At 33.2% G+C, this 14241-nt stretch carries 26 protein-coding genes; all 26 read right to left on the bottom strand.

Annotated elements, in window-relative coordinates; all coding sequences use genetic code 11:
• Position 1 precedes the first annotated feature (1 nt).
• From greA to rplB, 26 genes are read right to left on the bottom strand one after another with little or no spacing between them, the layout of a single operon-like run.
• Entirely contained in the window at positions 2-496 is a 495-nt protein-coding gene (gene greA, locus AAE962_RS04455) for a transcription elongation factor GreA (RefSeq protein ID WP_143689117.1), read from the bottom strand.
• A 9-nt stretch (positions 497-505) separates the two neighbouring features.
• Positions 506-2047: a F0F1 ATP synthase subunit alpha gene (atpA, locus tag AAE962_RS04450; RefSeq protein WP_343288731.1), complete on the bottom strand. Its 1542-nt coding sequence runs from the start codon at positions 2045-2047 to the stop codon at positions 506-508.
• Complete coding sequence (gene atpH / locus AAE962_RS04445) at positions 2044-2595, bottom strand: ATP synthase F1 subunit delta (RefSeq protein ID WP_343288730.1); 552 nt, start codon at positions 2593-2595, stop codon at positions 2044-2046. Before atpH ends, atpA begins: the two co-directional genes overlap by 4 nt.
• A gap of 38 nt (positions 2596-2633) precedes the next feature.
• On the bottom strand, positions 2634-2987 hold the full coding sequence (locus AAE962_RS04440; protein WP_343288729.1) for a YraN family protein: 354 nt from the start codon (positions 2985-2987) through the stop codon (positions 2634-2636).
• Between the two features lie 11 nt (positions 2988-2998).
• Positions 2999-3427, bottom strand: coding sequence for a 50S ribosomal protein L17 (gene rplQ, locus AAE962_RS04435; RefSeq protein WP_143689121.1), 429 nt, complete (start codon positions 3425-3427; stop codon positions 2999-3001).
• Between the two features lie 7 nt (positions 3428-3434).
• On the bottom strand, positions 3435-4502 hold the full coding sequence (locus AAE962_RS04430) for a DNA-directed RNA polymerase subunit alpha (protein ID WP_343288728.1): 1068 nt from the start codon (positions 4500-4502) through the stop codon (positions 3435-3437).
• Positions 4503-4522: 20 nt separating this feature from the next.
• Complete coding sequence (gene rpsK, locus AAE962_RS04425; protein ID WP_343288727.1) at positions 4523-4909, bottom strand: 30S ribosomal protein S11; 387 nt, start codon at positions 4907-4909, stop codon at positions 4523-4525.
• 24 nt (positions 4910-4933) lie between these two features.
• Entirely contained in the window at positions 4934-5302 is a 369-nt protein-coding gene (gene rpsM, locus AAE962_RS04420; RefSeq protein WP_343288726.1) for a 30S ribosomal protein S13, read from the bottom strand.
• 59 nt (positions 5303-5361) lie between these two features.
• Positions 5362-6003: a nucleoside monophosphate kinase gene (locus tag AAE962_RS04415; RefSeq protein ID WP_343288725.1), complete on the bottom strand. Its 642-nt coding sequence runs from the start codon at positions 6001-6003 to the stop codon at positions 5362-5364.
• Positions 6000-7328: a preprotein translocase subunit SecY gene (gene secY, locus AAE962_RS04410; protein ID WP_343288724.1), complete on the bottom strand. Its 1329-nt coding sequence runs from the start codon at positions 7326-7328 to the stop codon at positions 6000-6002. The genes AAE962_RS04415 and secY overlap by 4 nt, the downstream gene beginning before the upstream one ends.
• Before the next feature lie 3 nt (positions 7329-7331).
• Positions 7332-7802, bottom strand: a complete 471-nt coding sequence (gene rplO / locus AAE962_RS04405) for a 50S ribosomal protein L15 (RefSeq protein ID WP_006012263.1) — start codon at positions 7800-7802, stop codon at positions 7332-7334.
• A 3-nt stretch (positions 7803-7805) separates the two neighbouring features.
• A complete protein-coding gene (gene rpsE / locus AAE962_RS04400; protein WP_343288723.1) occupies positions 7806-8318 on the bottom strand; it encodes a 30S ribosomal protein S5 in 513 nt (170 codons plus the stop codon).
• Positions 8319-8330: 12 nt separating this feature from the next.
• Positions 8331-8702, bottom strand: coding sequence for a 50S ribosomal protein L18 (gene rplR, locus AAE962_RS04395; protein ID WP_343288722.1), 372 nt, complete (start codon positions 8700-8702; stop codon positions 8331-8333).
• Positions 8703-8707: 5 nt separating this feature from the next.
• Complete coding sequence (rplF, locus tag AAE962_RS04390) at positions 8708-9253, bottom strand: 50S ribosomal protein L6 (protein WP_343288721.1); 546 nt, start codon at positions 9251-9253, stop codon at positions 8708-8710.
• 16 nt (positions 9254-9269) lie between these two features.
• Positions 9270-9665 (bottom strand): 30S ribosomal protein S8, encoded by a 396-nt coding sequence (rpsH, locus tag AAE962_RS04385; protein WP_343289581.1) that lies wholly within the window; start codon positions 9663-9665, stop codon positions 9270-9272.
• A gap of 22 nt (positions 9666-9687) precedes the next feature.
• A complete protein-coding gene (gene rpsN / locus AAE962_RS04380) occupies positions 9688-9996 on the bottom strand; it encodes a 30S ribosomal protein S14 (RefSeq protein WP_343288720.1) in 309 nt (102 codons plus the stop codon).
• A gap of 12 nt (positions 9997-10008) precedes the next feature.
• Positions 10009-10545 (bottom strand): 50S ribosomal protein L5, encoded by a 537-nt coding sequence (rplE, locus tag AAE962_RS04375; RefSeq protein WP_343288719.1) that lies wholly within the window; start codon positions 10543-10545, stop codon positions 10009-10011.
• 6 nt (positions 10546-10551) lie between these two features.
• The gene (gene rplX, locus AAE962_RS04370; RefSeq protein WP_010404700.1) at positions 10552-10869 is read right to left on the bottom strand and encodes a 50S ribosomal protein L24; all 318 of its coding nucleotides are present in this window, start codon (positions 10867-10869) and stop codon (positions 10552-10554) included.
• On the bottom strand, positions 10869-11228 hold the full coding sequence (gene rplN, locus AAE962_RS04365; protein WP_007302542.1) for a 50S ribosomal protein L14: 360 nt from the start codon (positions 11226-11228) through the stop codon (positions 10869-10871). Before rplN ends, rplX begins: the two co-directional genes overlap by 1 nt.
• An 18-nt stretch (positions 11229-11246) precedes the next feature.
• The gene (gene rpsQ, locus AAE962_RS04360; RefSeq protein WP_343288718.1) at positions 11247-11477 is read right to left on the bottom strand and encodes a 30S ribosomal protein S17; all 231 of its coding nucleotides are present in this window, start codon (positions 11475-11477) and stop codon (positions 11247-11249) included.
• Positions 11470-11673: a 50S ribosomal protein L29 gene (gene rpmC / locus AAE962_RS04355; protein ID WP_343288717.1), complete on the bottom strand. Its 204-nt coding sequence runs from the start codon at positions 11671-11673 to the stop codon at positions 11470-11472. Before rpmC ends, rpsQ begins: the two co-directional genes overlap by 8 nt.
• Positions 11674-11684: 11 nt before the next feature.
• On the bottom strand, positions 11685-12098 hold the full coding sequence (gene rplP / locus AAE962_RS04350; protein ID WP_343288716.1) for a 50S ribosomal protein L16: 414 nt from the start codon (positions 12096-12098) through the stop codon (positions 11685-11687).
• 11 nt (positions 12099-12109) lie between these two features.
• Positions 12110-12730, bottom strand: a complete 621-nt coding sequence (rpsC, locus tag AAE962_RS04345; protein WP_143689135.1) for a 30S ribosomal protein S3 — start codon at positions 12728-12730, stop codon at positions 12110-12112.
• Between the two features lie 39 nt (positions 12731-12769).
• A complete protein-coding gene (gene rplV, locus AAE962_RS04340; RefSeq protein ID WP_343288715.1) occupies positions 12770-13120 on the bottom strand; it encodes a 50S ribosomal protein L22 in 351 nt (116 codons plus the stop codon).
• A gap of 9 nt (positions 13121-13129) precedes the next feature.
• A complete protein-coding gene (gene rpsS / locus AAE962_RS04335; protein WP_010404687.1) occupies positions 13130-13414 on the bottom strand; it encodes a 30S ribosomal protein S19 in 285 nt (94 codons plus the stop codon).
• 11 nt (positions 13415-13425) lie between these two features.
• Complete coding sequence (gene rplB, locus AAE962_RS04330) at positions 13426-14241, bottom strand: 50S ribosomal protein L2 (protein ID WP_343288714.1); 816 nt, start codon at positions 14239-14241, stop codon at positions 13426-13428.

Genomic DNA, 14241 nt, shown 5'->3' with positions numbered 1-14241 from the left:
TTTACTTAAACTCAATCTTAACTATTTTATACAATTTCTCTCCATTTGGCACTATCACTTCCACATACTCACCAACTTTTTTGCCAATTAAAGCACTACCGAGTGGTGAATCCGTAGAGATCAACTGCTTTGAAGCATCAGCTTCATATCCACCTACAATCTTATAAACATATTCAATTTCACTGTTATCATCATTTAACATGCTTACCGTAACAGTTGCACCAAATATTACTGAATCACCAAACAAATCTTTCACTTCTATTACTTCTGCATGCGAAAGCTTATTTTCTAACTCGATTATACGACCTTCAATAAAACCTAATCTTTCCCGCGCAGCATGATACTCTGCATTCTCTGATAAATCACCTTGATCACGCGCATCAGAAATAGCTTGTATGATAGAAGGTTTTTCTTCCTTTAATTTCTCAAGTTCGACTTGCATACTCTCAAAACCTTCCCTTGTAATAGGGAACTTGTTAACAATGGATGAAGTCATAATCACCGCCTAAACGCAATTAAATTGAGTGACAAAATCACTCACAATACCAACAATATCATCTTTTATATCATCATTCATGTCACCTGACAACTTTTTTAAAACTCCAGGGTGAACAGTTTGAAAATAATTGATAAGATCACACTCGAACCTATTGATGTTGCTCACCTGTACCTTACTTAATTGACTATACAGATTAGAAAAGATATACATAAGCAATACTTGTTCTTCTATTGACATAGGTGAATGCTGTTTTTGCTTTAATAATTCAATAAGGTATTTACCTTTGTTTAAGGACAATTGAACAGTAGCATCAAGATCAGAACCAAATTTAGCAAAGTCTTCCAGTTCTCTATATTGGGCCAAACTCAGCTTTATAGAACCAGCAACTTTTTTCACAGATTTCAGTTGTGCAGCAGAGCCAACCCGAGAAACTGATAAACCTATATTCACCGCAGGGCGAAATCCTTTGTGAAACAACTCAGACTCAAGAAAAATTTGTCCATCAGTAATTGAAATCACATTAGTTGGCACATATGCAGATACATCACCGGCCTGAGTTTCAATAATCGGCAAAGCAGTCAAAGACCCTTGTCCTTTTTCATCAGACATTTTAGCAGCTCTTTCAAGCAAGCGAGAATGTACATAGAATATATCTCCAGGATAAGCTTCACGACCAGGAGGACGTCTGAGCAATAAGGACATCTGCCTATATGCCACAGCATGCTTAGATAAATCATCATATACCACCAAGCAATGCATTCCATTATCACGGAAAAATTCTCCAATAGTGCAACCGGTATAAGGTGCTAAAAATTGCATAGGCGCGCAGTCAGATGCACTAGCCACAACTACGGTTGTATACTCTAATGCTCCACTTTCTTTTAGCTTATTCACCACTTTTGCTACTGTCGAAATTTTTTGTCCAATAGCAACATAAACACAGTAAATTTTTTGATTTTCGTTTACCTCGTCATTAATCTTCTTCTGATTGATAATAGTATCAATCGCAATAGTGGTTTTACCAATTTGTCTATCACCAATAATTAACTCACGTTGCCCTCTACCTATAGGAATCAACAAATCTATAATTTTAATTCCTGTCTGCAGAGGTTCATGCACAGATTTACGGTCAATAATACCTGGCGCTTTAGATTCTATATACATTTTGTTCTTGGCTCTAATTTCTCCGCCATCGTCTATAGGATCGCCTAATGCATTTACAACTCTCCCTAATAATTCATGACCTACAGGCACCTGTACAACATCGCCACTACATTTTACAACGTCCCCTTCTTTTACATCACGGTCATTGCCAAGCAAAACTATTCCAGCTGTATCATGATCTAAATCAAGAACTATTCCTTCTACACCGCTTGCAAAAGATACCTTTTCACCAAACTTTGCTTTTTCTAGCCCATAGACCAATGTGATACCATCCGTTACTGAAATTACTTCACCTATATTTTCTCGTTTTATAGGATTATCAAATGTCTCAACCTTCTCTTTTATTATGTTTACTACTTCAGAGGCATTTATGCTATTCTTCATATACAATTCCTTATTTTCAACATTTCCATTTTACTCAAATCAACCAATCTATCCAAATAACTCTTAAGCGAAGCATCAATCAAGTTAAAACCATACCTAACTACCAAGCCACCTAGTATAGAAGGATCAACCACATTACTGACTTTTATTATTTTACCAAGAAAGTTCAAAGATTCAGTAATTATTTTTATATCAGGTTTCTTTAAAACCTCTGCTGATTTTATAGTAATTTCCAATTCGTTTTCACTTTCCCTTACAAGATTTAAGAATTTTTCTAATATAAGGATTAATAAACGGGAGCGCTTGTTTGCAAGTGTAACCATAATAAATTTGACTAAGTTTTCACTCAAGTTCTCATTTATAGAAAGTATCGCTTCTTTTTTGTGCACAAGAGAAACCATAGGATGAGATAGGTACGCAAAAACATCACTTTGATCTTTAAAAAAAGCTAACAAAAATTCTACTTCTTTTCTTATAATACCTAATCTGCTTCCTGAGACATGAAACAGTGCTCTAGCATAAGATGAAACTAAATTATTGTTTTTCATATTAAATTACCTATTCTAGTAAATCTAAGTTATTTAAGCTACCATTCCTCAATCCAAGCATTTTTTACATAAATAGGCCTTCTCTTTAAGGAAAGAAAACATAAATCATATCTGACTGAATAATCTAAAAAATCAAGATTTTTACTTAAGAAATATTTAGAAGAATTTATAATAGACTGACACTGAAAATGAGATATCGGTACTTCTTTTCCAAATAAACTTGTTTTAACTTCTATAAAAATCAGCTCCATTTTTTTAGATACAATTAATTCAATTTCACCTAACTTACAACGGAAGCGACGTTTTATAACATTATAGAATTTCAGCTTTAAATATATCGAAACTAACAATTCTCCAAAGTAACCTACAAAATAGCGTAACCTATTTACCATAAAAAGAATGATTAGCTTTGTGTAACCACTTTGCTTCCTTTTTTATTTTTACTATAAATCTCACCTTTTGCTGAAATATCTCTATCAACTAGCTCTATCACTGCCATTGGAGCGCAATCACCCTTTCGAGTACCAAATTTTATTATTCTAGAATATCCACCTTTACGGTCTTGATAACGATTAGCTAGAACGCTTAATAACTTATCAACTACTAACTTACTATTATGAAGACGTGAAAGCAAAAGCCTCCTACCATGTAAAGAATCGTTATTCTTAGCAATTGTAATAAACTTTTCCACATATGGACGAAGTGCTTTAGCCTTTGGTAAAGTAGTTACAATCTGCTCATGATTAATTAACGAGATAGATAGATTCTTTAACATTGATAACCTATGCTCGGTACAACGAGACAATTTACTTTTTTTTACTCCATGTTTCATATACTACCTAATCCTCCTCAGTATGTTGTTTAGCTAGTTCATCTATATCTTTAGGTGGCCAATTTGGTATATTCATACCCAAAGACAAGCCTAAACTCCTTAAAACTTCCTTAATTTCATTTAAAGACTTTCTGCCAAAATTAGCAGTCCTTAATAATTCACTCTCTGTCTTCGATACAAGATCACCTATATAAACAATATTTTCATTTTTCAGGCAGTTGTGAGACCTAACAGATAATTCCAGTTCCTCTACTTTACGCAATAAAACAGGATCATACCCCAAACCTTTAGCATCACCAGATAAAGAAACCCTCGATCTTTTATCACTTATACTAGAAGTAACAAAAGGCCGCAATTGCTCCTGTAATATTCTTGCAGCATATTCAATAGCTTGACTTGGAGAGATTGTACCATCAGTTTCAATTGACAATATCAGCTTATCTTTATCAGTAACTTGACCAACACGACTATTCTCTACCTTATACGAAACCCTCTCGACAGGACTATATAAAGCATTAATCGGAATAAAGCCAATTAAATCTTGTTCATTCATAAACTTTAAAAATTCATTTTCTTTATATTTATTTACAGAAAGATAACCTTTTCCACTAGCAACATATATAGTAACGTTAAGCTCCACATCTTGACCTAGTGTACATATCACCAAATCTTTATTAACAATAGAGCATTGGTCATCAGTTTCTATCATTCCAGCTAATACTTGACAAGGCCCTTTAGCGCTCAAATTTAAGCACTTATTATACGTGTTATTTAGCTTACATCTCAACATGCCCATATTTAATGCTATATCAGTTATGTCTTCCCTAACTCCTTGGATCGAAGTAAATTCATGATTCACGCCTTCAATTTTTATTCCATAAACAGCACTACCGCGAAGAGAAGACAACATTACACGCCTTAATGCATGACCCAACGTTAAAGCAAAACCACTTTCCAAAGGCTCTAGAACTATATCACTTTTTTTACTTGAATCACCTGATATTACCTTAATCGCATTAGGCTTAGTTAATCTATCTAAATTTCCACAGAAAGAAACACTATCACTATAATACATACAAAAACCTTCCAAATATCCTATACTCTTCTTTTTTTCCTTAATCTACACCCATTATGAGGTATCGCCGTTTTATCTGCAATTGAAGTGACAGTCAATCCACAATTCCGAAGTGATTTAACTGCAGCTTCTGCACCAAAACCAGGACCACGAATTATTACAGAAACAACCTTCATACCAAATCTCTCTATTACTTTCTTCGCAGCAGAATCGGCAACCTTACCTGCAGCATAAGGTGTGGATTTTCTCGAACCAGAAAAACCACATGCACCAACAGAAGTCTGGTAAAGCGTATTACCACAAACATCAGTCACATTTACAAAAGTATTATTAAAAGTTGCACGAATATGGACAATACCAGTAATAAACCTTTTTGTATTCTTACCAAACGTTTTAACTTTTTTCATAAAAACTCACGATAATAACAAATTTTATTTTTTCCCAGCAATAGGCAATTTAGATCTGCCTTTACGAGTTTTAGCATTAGTATGGGTTCTTTGTCCCCTCACAGGCAAACCTTTTCTATGCATTAATCCTCTATAGCAACCGATTTCCATTAAAGATTTTATATCCATAGCCACTTTTTTTCTGAGCTCACCCTCTATGATATATTTTTGCCTAATAAAACTACTAATTTTCTCTATATCTTCATCTTGTAATTCTGAAACACGCTTACGCTCATCAATTTTACAGCTACGACAAATTATATTCGCAGTAGTAATACCTATACCATGTATATAAGTTAATGCAAAAGGAATACACTTCTTCACTGGAACATTTATGCCTGCAATACGTGCCACTGATACCTCGATACTTTATTAATAATAACTCTTAATTTATACCATAAAACAACTTATAGTCAAATCAAATTACAAGAAATTTTACTTTCAATCTCTTGCATTACTCTATCAACACTCAAATTAGCGTTAATTGTTAACAACTTGCCCTTATAATACTCGCGCAAACCCTTCATCTGAAAATGATATTCTCTTATCCTCTTATTAATTGCAAGCATATTAGCATCATCAATTCTCTTCTCCAATCTCGTACTTTTACATTTAGCACAAGTAGTATTTTTAAAAGAAGATATACTATATATACTTTTACAATCAAAACAAGTAAGACGATCTTTTAATCTATCAATTGCAATATTATCGTCAAGCTGCAACTCAATTACAAGATCAACATCCCTATTACATCTTTTTTGCAAAACTTGAGTTAAAAAATGAGCTTGATTTAAATTTCTTGGAAAACCATCTAACAAAAAATCACCATCTATTAATGCAAGCTGGTCACACAATAATTTACATATAACTTCATCTTGAATTAAATTACCAGATTCAATAGTATCCTTTATTTCTTTACCTAATTTACTTCCACTAGATATAATATTCCTTAATAAATCTCCTACTGAAACTAATTTAAAATTATACTTTGCTATTAACAAAATGGACTGAGTACCCTTACCAGAGCCAGGAGGACCAAAAATTGTAATAATCACTTTAGTCTCCTTATTTTAGACTCATATTTCTTTATCCAAATATCGTACCTATTTGAAAAAACATAAGATTGTACTTGCATAATAGTATCAGTAATAACGTTAACTATAATCAGCAAGCTCGTCCCACCAAAAATAAATGGTATATCATAATGATACCTCATAATTTCAGGTATAGTACATATTACCACCAAATACGCAGACCCAATAAATGTTAATTTAAAAACTATATCTTGAAGATAATCAGAAGTATGTTTTCCAGGCCCTCTACCAGGAATAAAACCACCATTTTTCCTAAGAAAATCAGCATTTTCCTCTGGATTAAATATAAAATTGGTATAGAAAAAATTAAAAAGTACTATGAGTATTAAGTAAGTTATAATGTACATCACTTTATTTGCCATAAAGTAGTTTAAAATAAAATCAGCAATGGCATGACCTTTATAGAAATTTGCAATTGAAATAGGCGTTAATAAAATTGCGTTAGCAAAAATAGTTGGTATTACACCAGATAAATTGATCTTCAATGGAATGTAAGTAAAATCATCATTATGTAATTTTTTAAACTGTTTTTTGGGATATTGGACAATTACCTTTCTATAAGAAGATTCTGTAAAAATGACTAAAAGGAGCAGTAAAAAAAACAATGCTATAACAAAAAGGGTAATGAAAAACGACATACTACCATTTTTATTTAATGTTAGCAGAGATGATAAAGCATTATGTAATTCAGATGTTATGCCAGTAAAAATGATTAATGAGATACCATTGCCTATACCGCTCACACTGATCCGCTCACCAAGCCATATTAAAAATATAGTTCCACCTAAAAGGCTAAAGACACCTATAGTACGAAACATAATACCAGGTTCAACTACAACTAATACCCCTTCTCTATTCATTCTTTCTAACCCTATTAAGATCGTAATTGATTGAAAGATACAAAAGACTATAGTCATATAGCGTATATAAGAGTTCATCTTTCGACGTCCCAACTCTCCGTCATTTTTAATTTCATTAATTCCTTTAACGGCAGAAGACAATAATTGCATAACTATGGATGCAACTATGTATGGCATAACGTTTAATGCCAAGATCGTCATTCTAGCTAAAGCACCACCAGAAAATAAATTAAATACTCCAAAAATACCAGAACTCTCTTTTGGAAATATATCATTGATTATATCAAGATTAATTCCAGGAATAGGAACATAAGTGCCTAAACGATAACAAACTAAAGCCATCAGCGTAAAAAATATGCGCTTTAGTAAATCAGTTTTATATAATAACGTAGAACCCAAACTATCAAATGCAAATTTACTGTTCATAATTCATGATAGTATTTCTACACTACCACCAACTGAAGCTACAGATCTTTTTGCAGCTTCTGATGCAAAATCAACATGAAACACAAATTTCTCGCTTAATTTACCCTTATTAAGAAGTTTGATTTTACTTTTTACAGATCTGATAAAACCTAATTTATGCAGTAGCTCCTTATCTATTATAGAATCCTTGACTATTTTTTTAGCTTCCATTAAGCACTGTACATCACCAACATTAAATATAGAGTATAAGTTTTTGCGTATAGGCTTAAAACCTCTTTTAGGTAAACGAGTATATATAGACTGCTGTCCACCTTCAAAACCATTTATAGAAACGCCACTTCTCGCTTTCTGCCCTTTATGCCCCCTACCGGATGTTTTACCTTTACCACAACCAATACCTCTGCCTAATAATTTAGGCTTCTTTTTCTTAGATAATTTGGTAAATACAGAATTTAATTTTACAGCATCATTCATACTTTACCTATTTCCAACTATCTCACTGATCTTTTTACCCCTCTTACTTGCCACTTGACGAGGAGATAACATAACATCAAAAGCCTTAAATACTGCACATATAATATTATGAGGATCATTTGATCTAGTAGACTTAGCTACTACATCCTTTATACCTAATACCTCAAAAACCGACCTCATTGCTCCACCAGCAATAATACCTGTTCCAGTTCTTGCAGCTCTTAAAACTATCTCACCAGAACAAAATTTAACTTTAATATCATGATGTAAAGTTCTACCTTCACGTAAGTACACCCTAATCATCGACTTCTTTGCAGCATTTACAGCTTTCACTCTTGCTTCAGCAACCTCTGCGTGTTTACCTATTCCACATCCTACCCTACCCTTACCATCACCAACAACAACCAAAGTTGAAAATGAAAATCTTCTACCACCTTTAGTAACCGTTGTTACCCTTCGGACTGAAACCAAAAGTTCTGATAAATCATTATTATTTTGTAAATTCTTTACAGCCATACTTCAAACCTTCTAAAATTCAAATCCAGAGCTTCTTAAAGCTTCAGCAAATTGAGAAATCAATCCTGTATACTTATATGCCCCCCGATCAAAGACGAACCGCTGCTGCAATTTTGTACTAGACAGACGCTCAATCAATAAAGAAGAAACCTGTTTTATAGTTTCAGCATTGACCCTACCTTTACATACATTCCTAATTTTATCATCCAAAGTAGAAGCAGAAGCTAGGGTTGTTCCTTTTGCATCGTTAATCAACTGAACGTAAAAATGTTTATTAGACTTAAATATGGATATACGTAAACGCCCAGCGCTCTTATCGAGCTTCGCTCTATTACGAAGTTTCCTTTTTTCATAGCTACTTAAAAAAGTATACAATCTTTTCATTTTAATTACTTCTTTTTATTTACAACCTTACGCAACATAAATTTGCCTTTTATTACAATACCCTTACCTTTATAAGGATCATATTTTCTAATTTTGGATATATCAGAAGCCACCATATAGACTTTTTGCTTATCCATACCGCGAATCACTAAATGAGTTGGCTTTATACACTTAATCTCAACGTCTTTAGGAACTTTATACTTAATATTATGACTATAACCAAGATATAAAGTCAAATACTTATCATCAAATTCTGCTTTATACCCTACACCATTAATCTCAAGATCAACAGAAAAATCATTAACCATACCGTTAATCATGTTATTAATATTACTTCTATAAGTGCCCCATATAGATTTTATTTTATCATAATCATCCCTGCCTTGATCAACAGAAAGTAAAAATTGATTATCAACTATCTGACACAGAATGCCACTACACAAGTTCAGCTCTTTTTCTGCCCTAACACTTCTTATTAATAGCCTACCATCATTATATTCAACTGAAAGATCAGCAGGAATATTGATAGGTGCGGCACCTATACGAGACATACATTTCTCCTATCATTTAAAATACACGACACAAAACTTCTCCACCAACTTTTAATCTACGTGCATTATAATCGGTCATCACTCCTTTCGGCGTAGATATAATAAAAATTCCAAGACCATTATATGCTTTAGAAATGTCCTTACACTTAGAATAATAACGACAACCGGGCTTTGATACCCTAGCTACATCATTAATCACAGGTGATTTATCATAATACTTCAACTGCACAACAAGCGAAGGGACACTATCACTCTCTTGCTTTTTATAATTAAGAATATACCCTTCCTCTTTTAAGATCTTCAATATAGAAGAATTCACTTTAGAGAATAGGACTCTTGTTTCCCTATGCATTGCCAATTGAGCATTACGTATTCTTGTTAAAAAATCACCAATACTATCAGATAACGACACTATTACACTCCTTATATCACATTTACCAACTAGATTTTGTAACCCCTGGAACTTGTCCAAAAGAACAAAAATCACGTAAAACAATCCTACATAAACCAAATTTTCTATATACTGCTCTCGGCCTACCAGTTAAAGCGCATCTATTCCTAATTCTGCTTTGAGCACAATCTCTAGGCAAATCTTTAATCAGCTTAATTTGAGCTGCAAACCTTTTTGCAATAGATAAATCCTTATTATTCATTATAGATTTCAATTCTTCTCTTCTCACCCTATACTGATCGCATAACTTTATTCTACGAAGATTCTTCTGTATCATGGATTTTTTTGCCATATATATTTTCTCTCAATTATCAGAAAAAGGGAATTTAAGAGCCAGTAATAATTCCTTTGCTTCCTTATCACTAACTGCACTTGTTATAATATTAATATCCATACCTCTAATTTTACTTATTTTATTATAGTCTATTTCTAAAAATGATATATGCTCCTTGATACCAAGGGAAAAATTACCATGACCATCAAATTGCTTCACACTAAACCCTCTAAAATCTTTTTCCCTTGGCAAAGCAATATATATTAATCTTTCTAAGAATTCATACATTTTATTTCTACGCAAAGTCACTTTACAACCTACAGTTGCACCTTTTCTAATTTTGAAACCAGAAATAGATTTTTTTGCAAAGGTTAACACAGGCTTTTGCCCAGCAATCAAATGTAGATCATCAAATGGCTCATTTATCGCTTTATTGTCCGTAGCAGCATCTCCAACGCCCATATTGATACACACCTTGACAAGTTTAGGAACTTGCATTACATTGCTGTAATTAAACTTATCCTTTAAGGATTTTACTATATTATCTTTATACAATTGTTTAAACATATCAACCTAATCTATCACTTCTCCAGAAACTTTTGCAAAACGCACTTTTCTACCATCTATAATCTTAAATCCTACTTTAGTTGGAGTTTTACACTTAGGATCCAATATTGCAACATTGGATACATCAATAGCTAACTCTTTATTCAATATACCACCACCACTACCAGCTCTTGGTTTAGTATGTCTCTTACACACATTTACGCCAGAAACAACTACTTTCTTTTTAGCATCACGTATTATAACTTTGATTACCTTACCAATTTTTCTCTTATCTTTACCAGTTAAAACTATAATATCATCACCACTTTTTATTTTAGCACTCATTATAAAACCTCATCAGCTAATGACATTATTTTCATAAAAGAACCAGATAACAATTTTTTTACTGGACCAAACACCCGAGTGCCAAGTGGTTCACCTTGATCATTAATTAAAACCACAGCATTGCTAGAAAAACGAATTACAGAACCATCAGATTTCTTAACACTATTTTTTACTCTAACAACAACTGCTTTATATACTTTTCCTTTTTCAACTTTACCTTTTGGGTTAATAGACTTAGTAGATATAATAATCGTATCACCTACAGATGCAGATTTCCTACCACCTAACAAGCCAATACAAAGAACTGCACGCGCACCAGAATTATCAGCTACTTCTAACAATGTATTTTTTTGAATCATATAAATATCTATTCCTTTTTAGCTATTGATAACAACCCATTTTTTAGTAACAGAAATAGGCTTATGTTCCTGTATTAAAACCCTATCTCCCTTTTTGCAACTATTATTTTCGTCATGCGCTGTGTATTTCTTATATTTTTTAATAACCTTTTTATATAGCCTATGCTTATACACTTGTAACACCGAAACCTTTACAGTCTTATCAGACTCAGCATTAGTTACGAGACCACAAAAAACCTTCTTAGGCATTTTTTCCCTCTCTCTTTCTTCTATTTAATACAGTTAGACTACGAGCTATGCTCTTTCTTATTAAGCTAAAACGCGAAAAATTGTTGCACTGGCCCAGTTTCTTTTGAAAAGCCAAATTAACAAATTCTTTCCTCAAGCTCAAAAGAATTTTATGCAATTCTTTTGAGGCTTTTGATTCAATTTTAACTATATCCATTGCAACTCCATTCAATTATGATTAGATATAAATTTACATTTCATAGGAAGCTTGGCAGTCGCTTTTTCAAGCGCCAACCTTGCTAAAGGCATGGGAACATCACTGCTAATTTCAAACAAAATCCTACCTGGCTTAGCTTTAAATACCCAAAATTCAACACTACCTTTCCCTTTACCCATACGCACATCTGCCGGCTTCTTACTAACCGGAGTATCAGGAAAAATTCTTATCCACACTTTACCAGAGCGTTTTAACGTTCTAGATATTACGCGCCTTGCAGTTTCAATATGCTTAGACTGAATCTTACCTGATTCCAAAGCTTTTAAGCCATAATCGCCAAAAGATAGTGTACTACCACCCTTCGCATTACCCTTAATTCTCCCCTTAAATGCCTTTTTATATTTACTCTTTTTGGGAACAAACATTTCAATATACCTTAACTACCAATATAAACCCAAACTTTAACTCCTATAATACCACATATAGTTTTTGCTTTACAAAAAGCATAATCTATATTAGCCCGCAAAGTGTGTAAAGGCAAGCGACCTTCTTTGTACCATTCAGTACGAGCTATTTCAGCTCCGCCAAGACGCCCAGAGCAACTTACTTTAATACCCTTAGCACCCATCTTCAAACAATTTTGAATAGCTTTTTTCATCGCTCTTCTACATGAAATCCTTTTTTCTAGCTGATGTGTAATACTCTTTGATATTAAAGCTGCATCTATTTCAGACTTTTTAACTCCTACTACATTCACTTCAACGCTACTTTCTACTTTTTTAGCTATTTTTTGCTTTATCTTCTCAACATCCGAACCTTTCTTACCTATTATAACTCCAGGCTTAGAAGAATGTATTATTACAGACGTTAAATTAACTGTACGCTCTATAATTACTTTAGAAATACCAGCATGCTTAAAGGATTCATTTATATAGCTGCGAATAAATAGATCGTGATGTAATTTCTGTTTATAATCGTCTGTAGCACACCAAATAGAATCCCAGGTATTACTATTTATTTGCAATCTAAATACTTTAGGATTAACCTTCTGTCCCATATTTTTACACTTTCCTTATTAACTTTCCATTTCTATAAATCATACAATTTCTTTCAATTTTATAGTAATATTACTATAAAATTTACTCATTCTATTAGCCCTACCCATAGCTTTTGGATATACTCTACGCAAAGTAAGGGACTTGCCTATTAAAATTTCCTTTATATATAAATTATCAATGTTCAATCCATAATTATTTTGAGCATTAGCAATTGCAGAATTCAACACCTTCATTATAAAACCAGCAGCTTTTTTTTTACAAAATCTTAATTGTACACTAGCAAAAGAAACTTTTTTATTACGTACTAAACCAGCAACCAAATTCAATTTGCGAGGAGTTGATCTTAAAACCCTAGAACCAGCCTCAACTATTATATCCCTACTTTTCATATCAATTACCTATCTTCTTGTTGCCTTTTTATCACCACCGTGCCCAGTAAATTTACGAGTAGGTGAAAATTCACCAAATTTATGACCTATCATATTCTGGTTATCAACACTAACAGGAATGTAATCTTTACCATTATAAACAGCAAACTTTAAACCCAAACAATTAGGAAGAATTACAGAAGCCCTGGAATGAATTTTTATCACCTTATTAATAGAACCCTCTTTTAAAGCTCTCTGAACTAATCTTAGTACAGATGGGTGTAAAAAAGGTGGTTTCCATACAGATCTACTCATAAATTAACCTTTCAATTTTTTATATACTTATCACTAGATTTATTTTTTTTCCTAGTTTTCTTTCCTTTTGTTGCAACACCCCAAGGAGTAACAGGATGACGACCGCCAGAAGTTTTTCCCTCTCCACCTCCATGAGGATGGTCAATCGGATTCATTGCAACTCCACGTACAGTAGGTCTAATCCCAAGCCACCTACTTCTCCCAGCTTTACCCAACTTTCTATTCTTATGGTCAGGGTTAGATACTACACCAATAGTAGCCTTGCAAGAAGATAAAATCAACCTAATTTGACCAGACCTGAGTCGTAATAAAACATATTGGCCATCACGACCAACGATTTGTGCATAACAACCAGCAGCTCTAGCAATCGCAGCACCATTACCTGGCTTCAGCTCAACATTATGAACGAAAGAACCAACAGGTATATGCTTGAGTAGTAAACAATTCCCTGGCAAAATATCAGCATCATCTCCAGCTGTCACAACATCACCAGGCTTCATACCTTGAGGAGCTAATATATAAGATTTAGTATCATCTTCCTTATATGATACTAATGCTAAAAACCCACTTCTATTTGGATCATACTCTATTTTCTCAACTACACCCTGATCACTTCTATTACGTTTAAAATCTATAACTCTATACTTCTTCTTGTGACCACCACCCCTGTGACGAGTTGTAATTCTACCATGATTATTTCTTCCACCACTGGATTTCTTACCAAATACAAGAGACTTCTCCGGCTTATCTTTTGATAAACCAATTTTACTTATTAATATAGTCCCACGAGAAGACGGAGTAACAGGATTAAAAAATTTCATACCCAT

The sequence above is a fragment of the Wolbachia endosymbiont of Encarsia formosa genome (genome assembly GCF_039540065.1).
Classification (GTDB): Bacteria; Pseudomonadota; Alphaproteobacteria; order Rickettsiales; family Anaplasmataceae; genus Wolbachia.
Note: the sequence above shows the minus strand (reverse complement) of the source record. Positions and strands in the feature narration are given on the sequence as shown.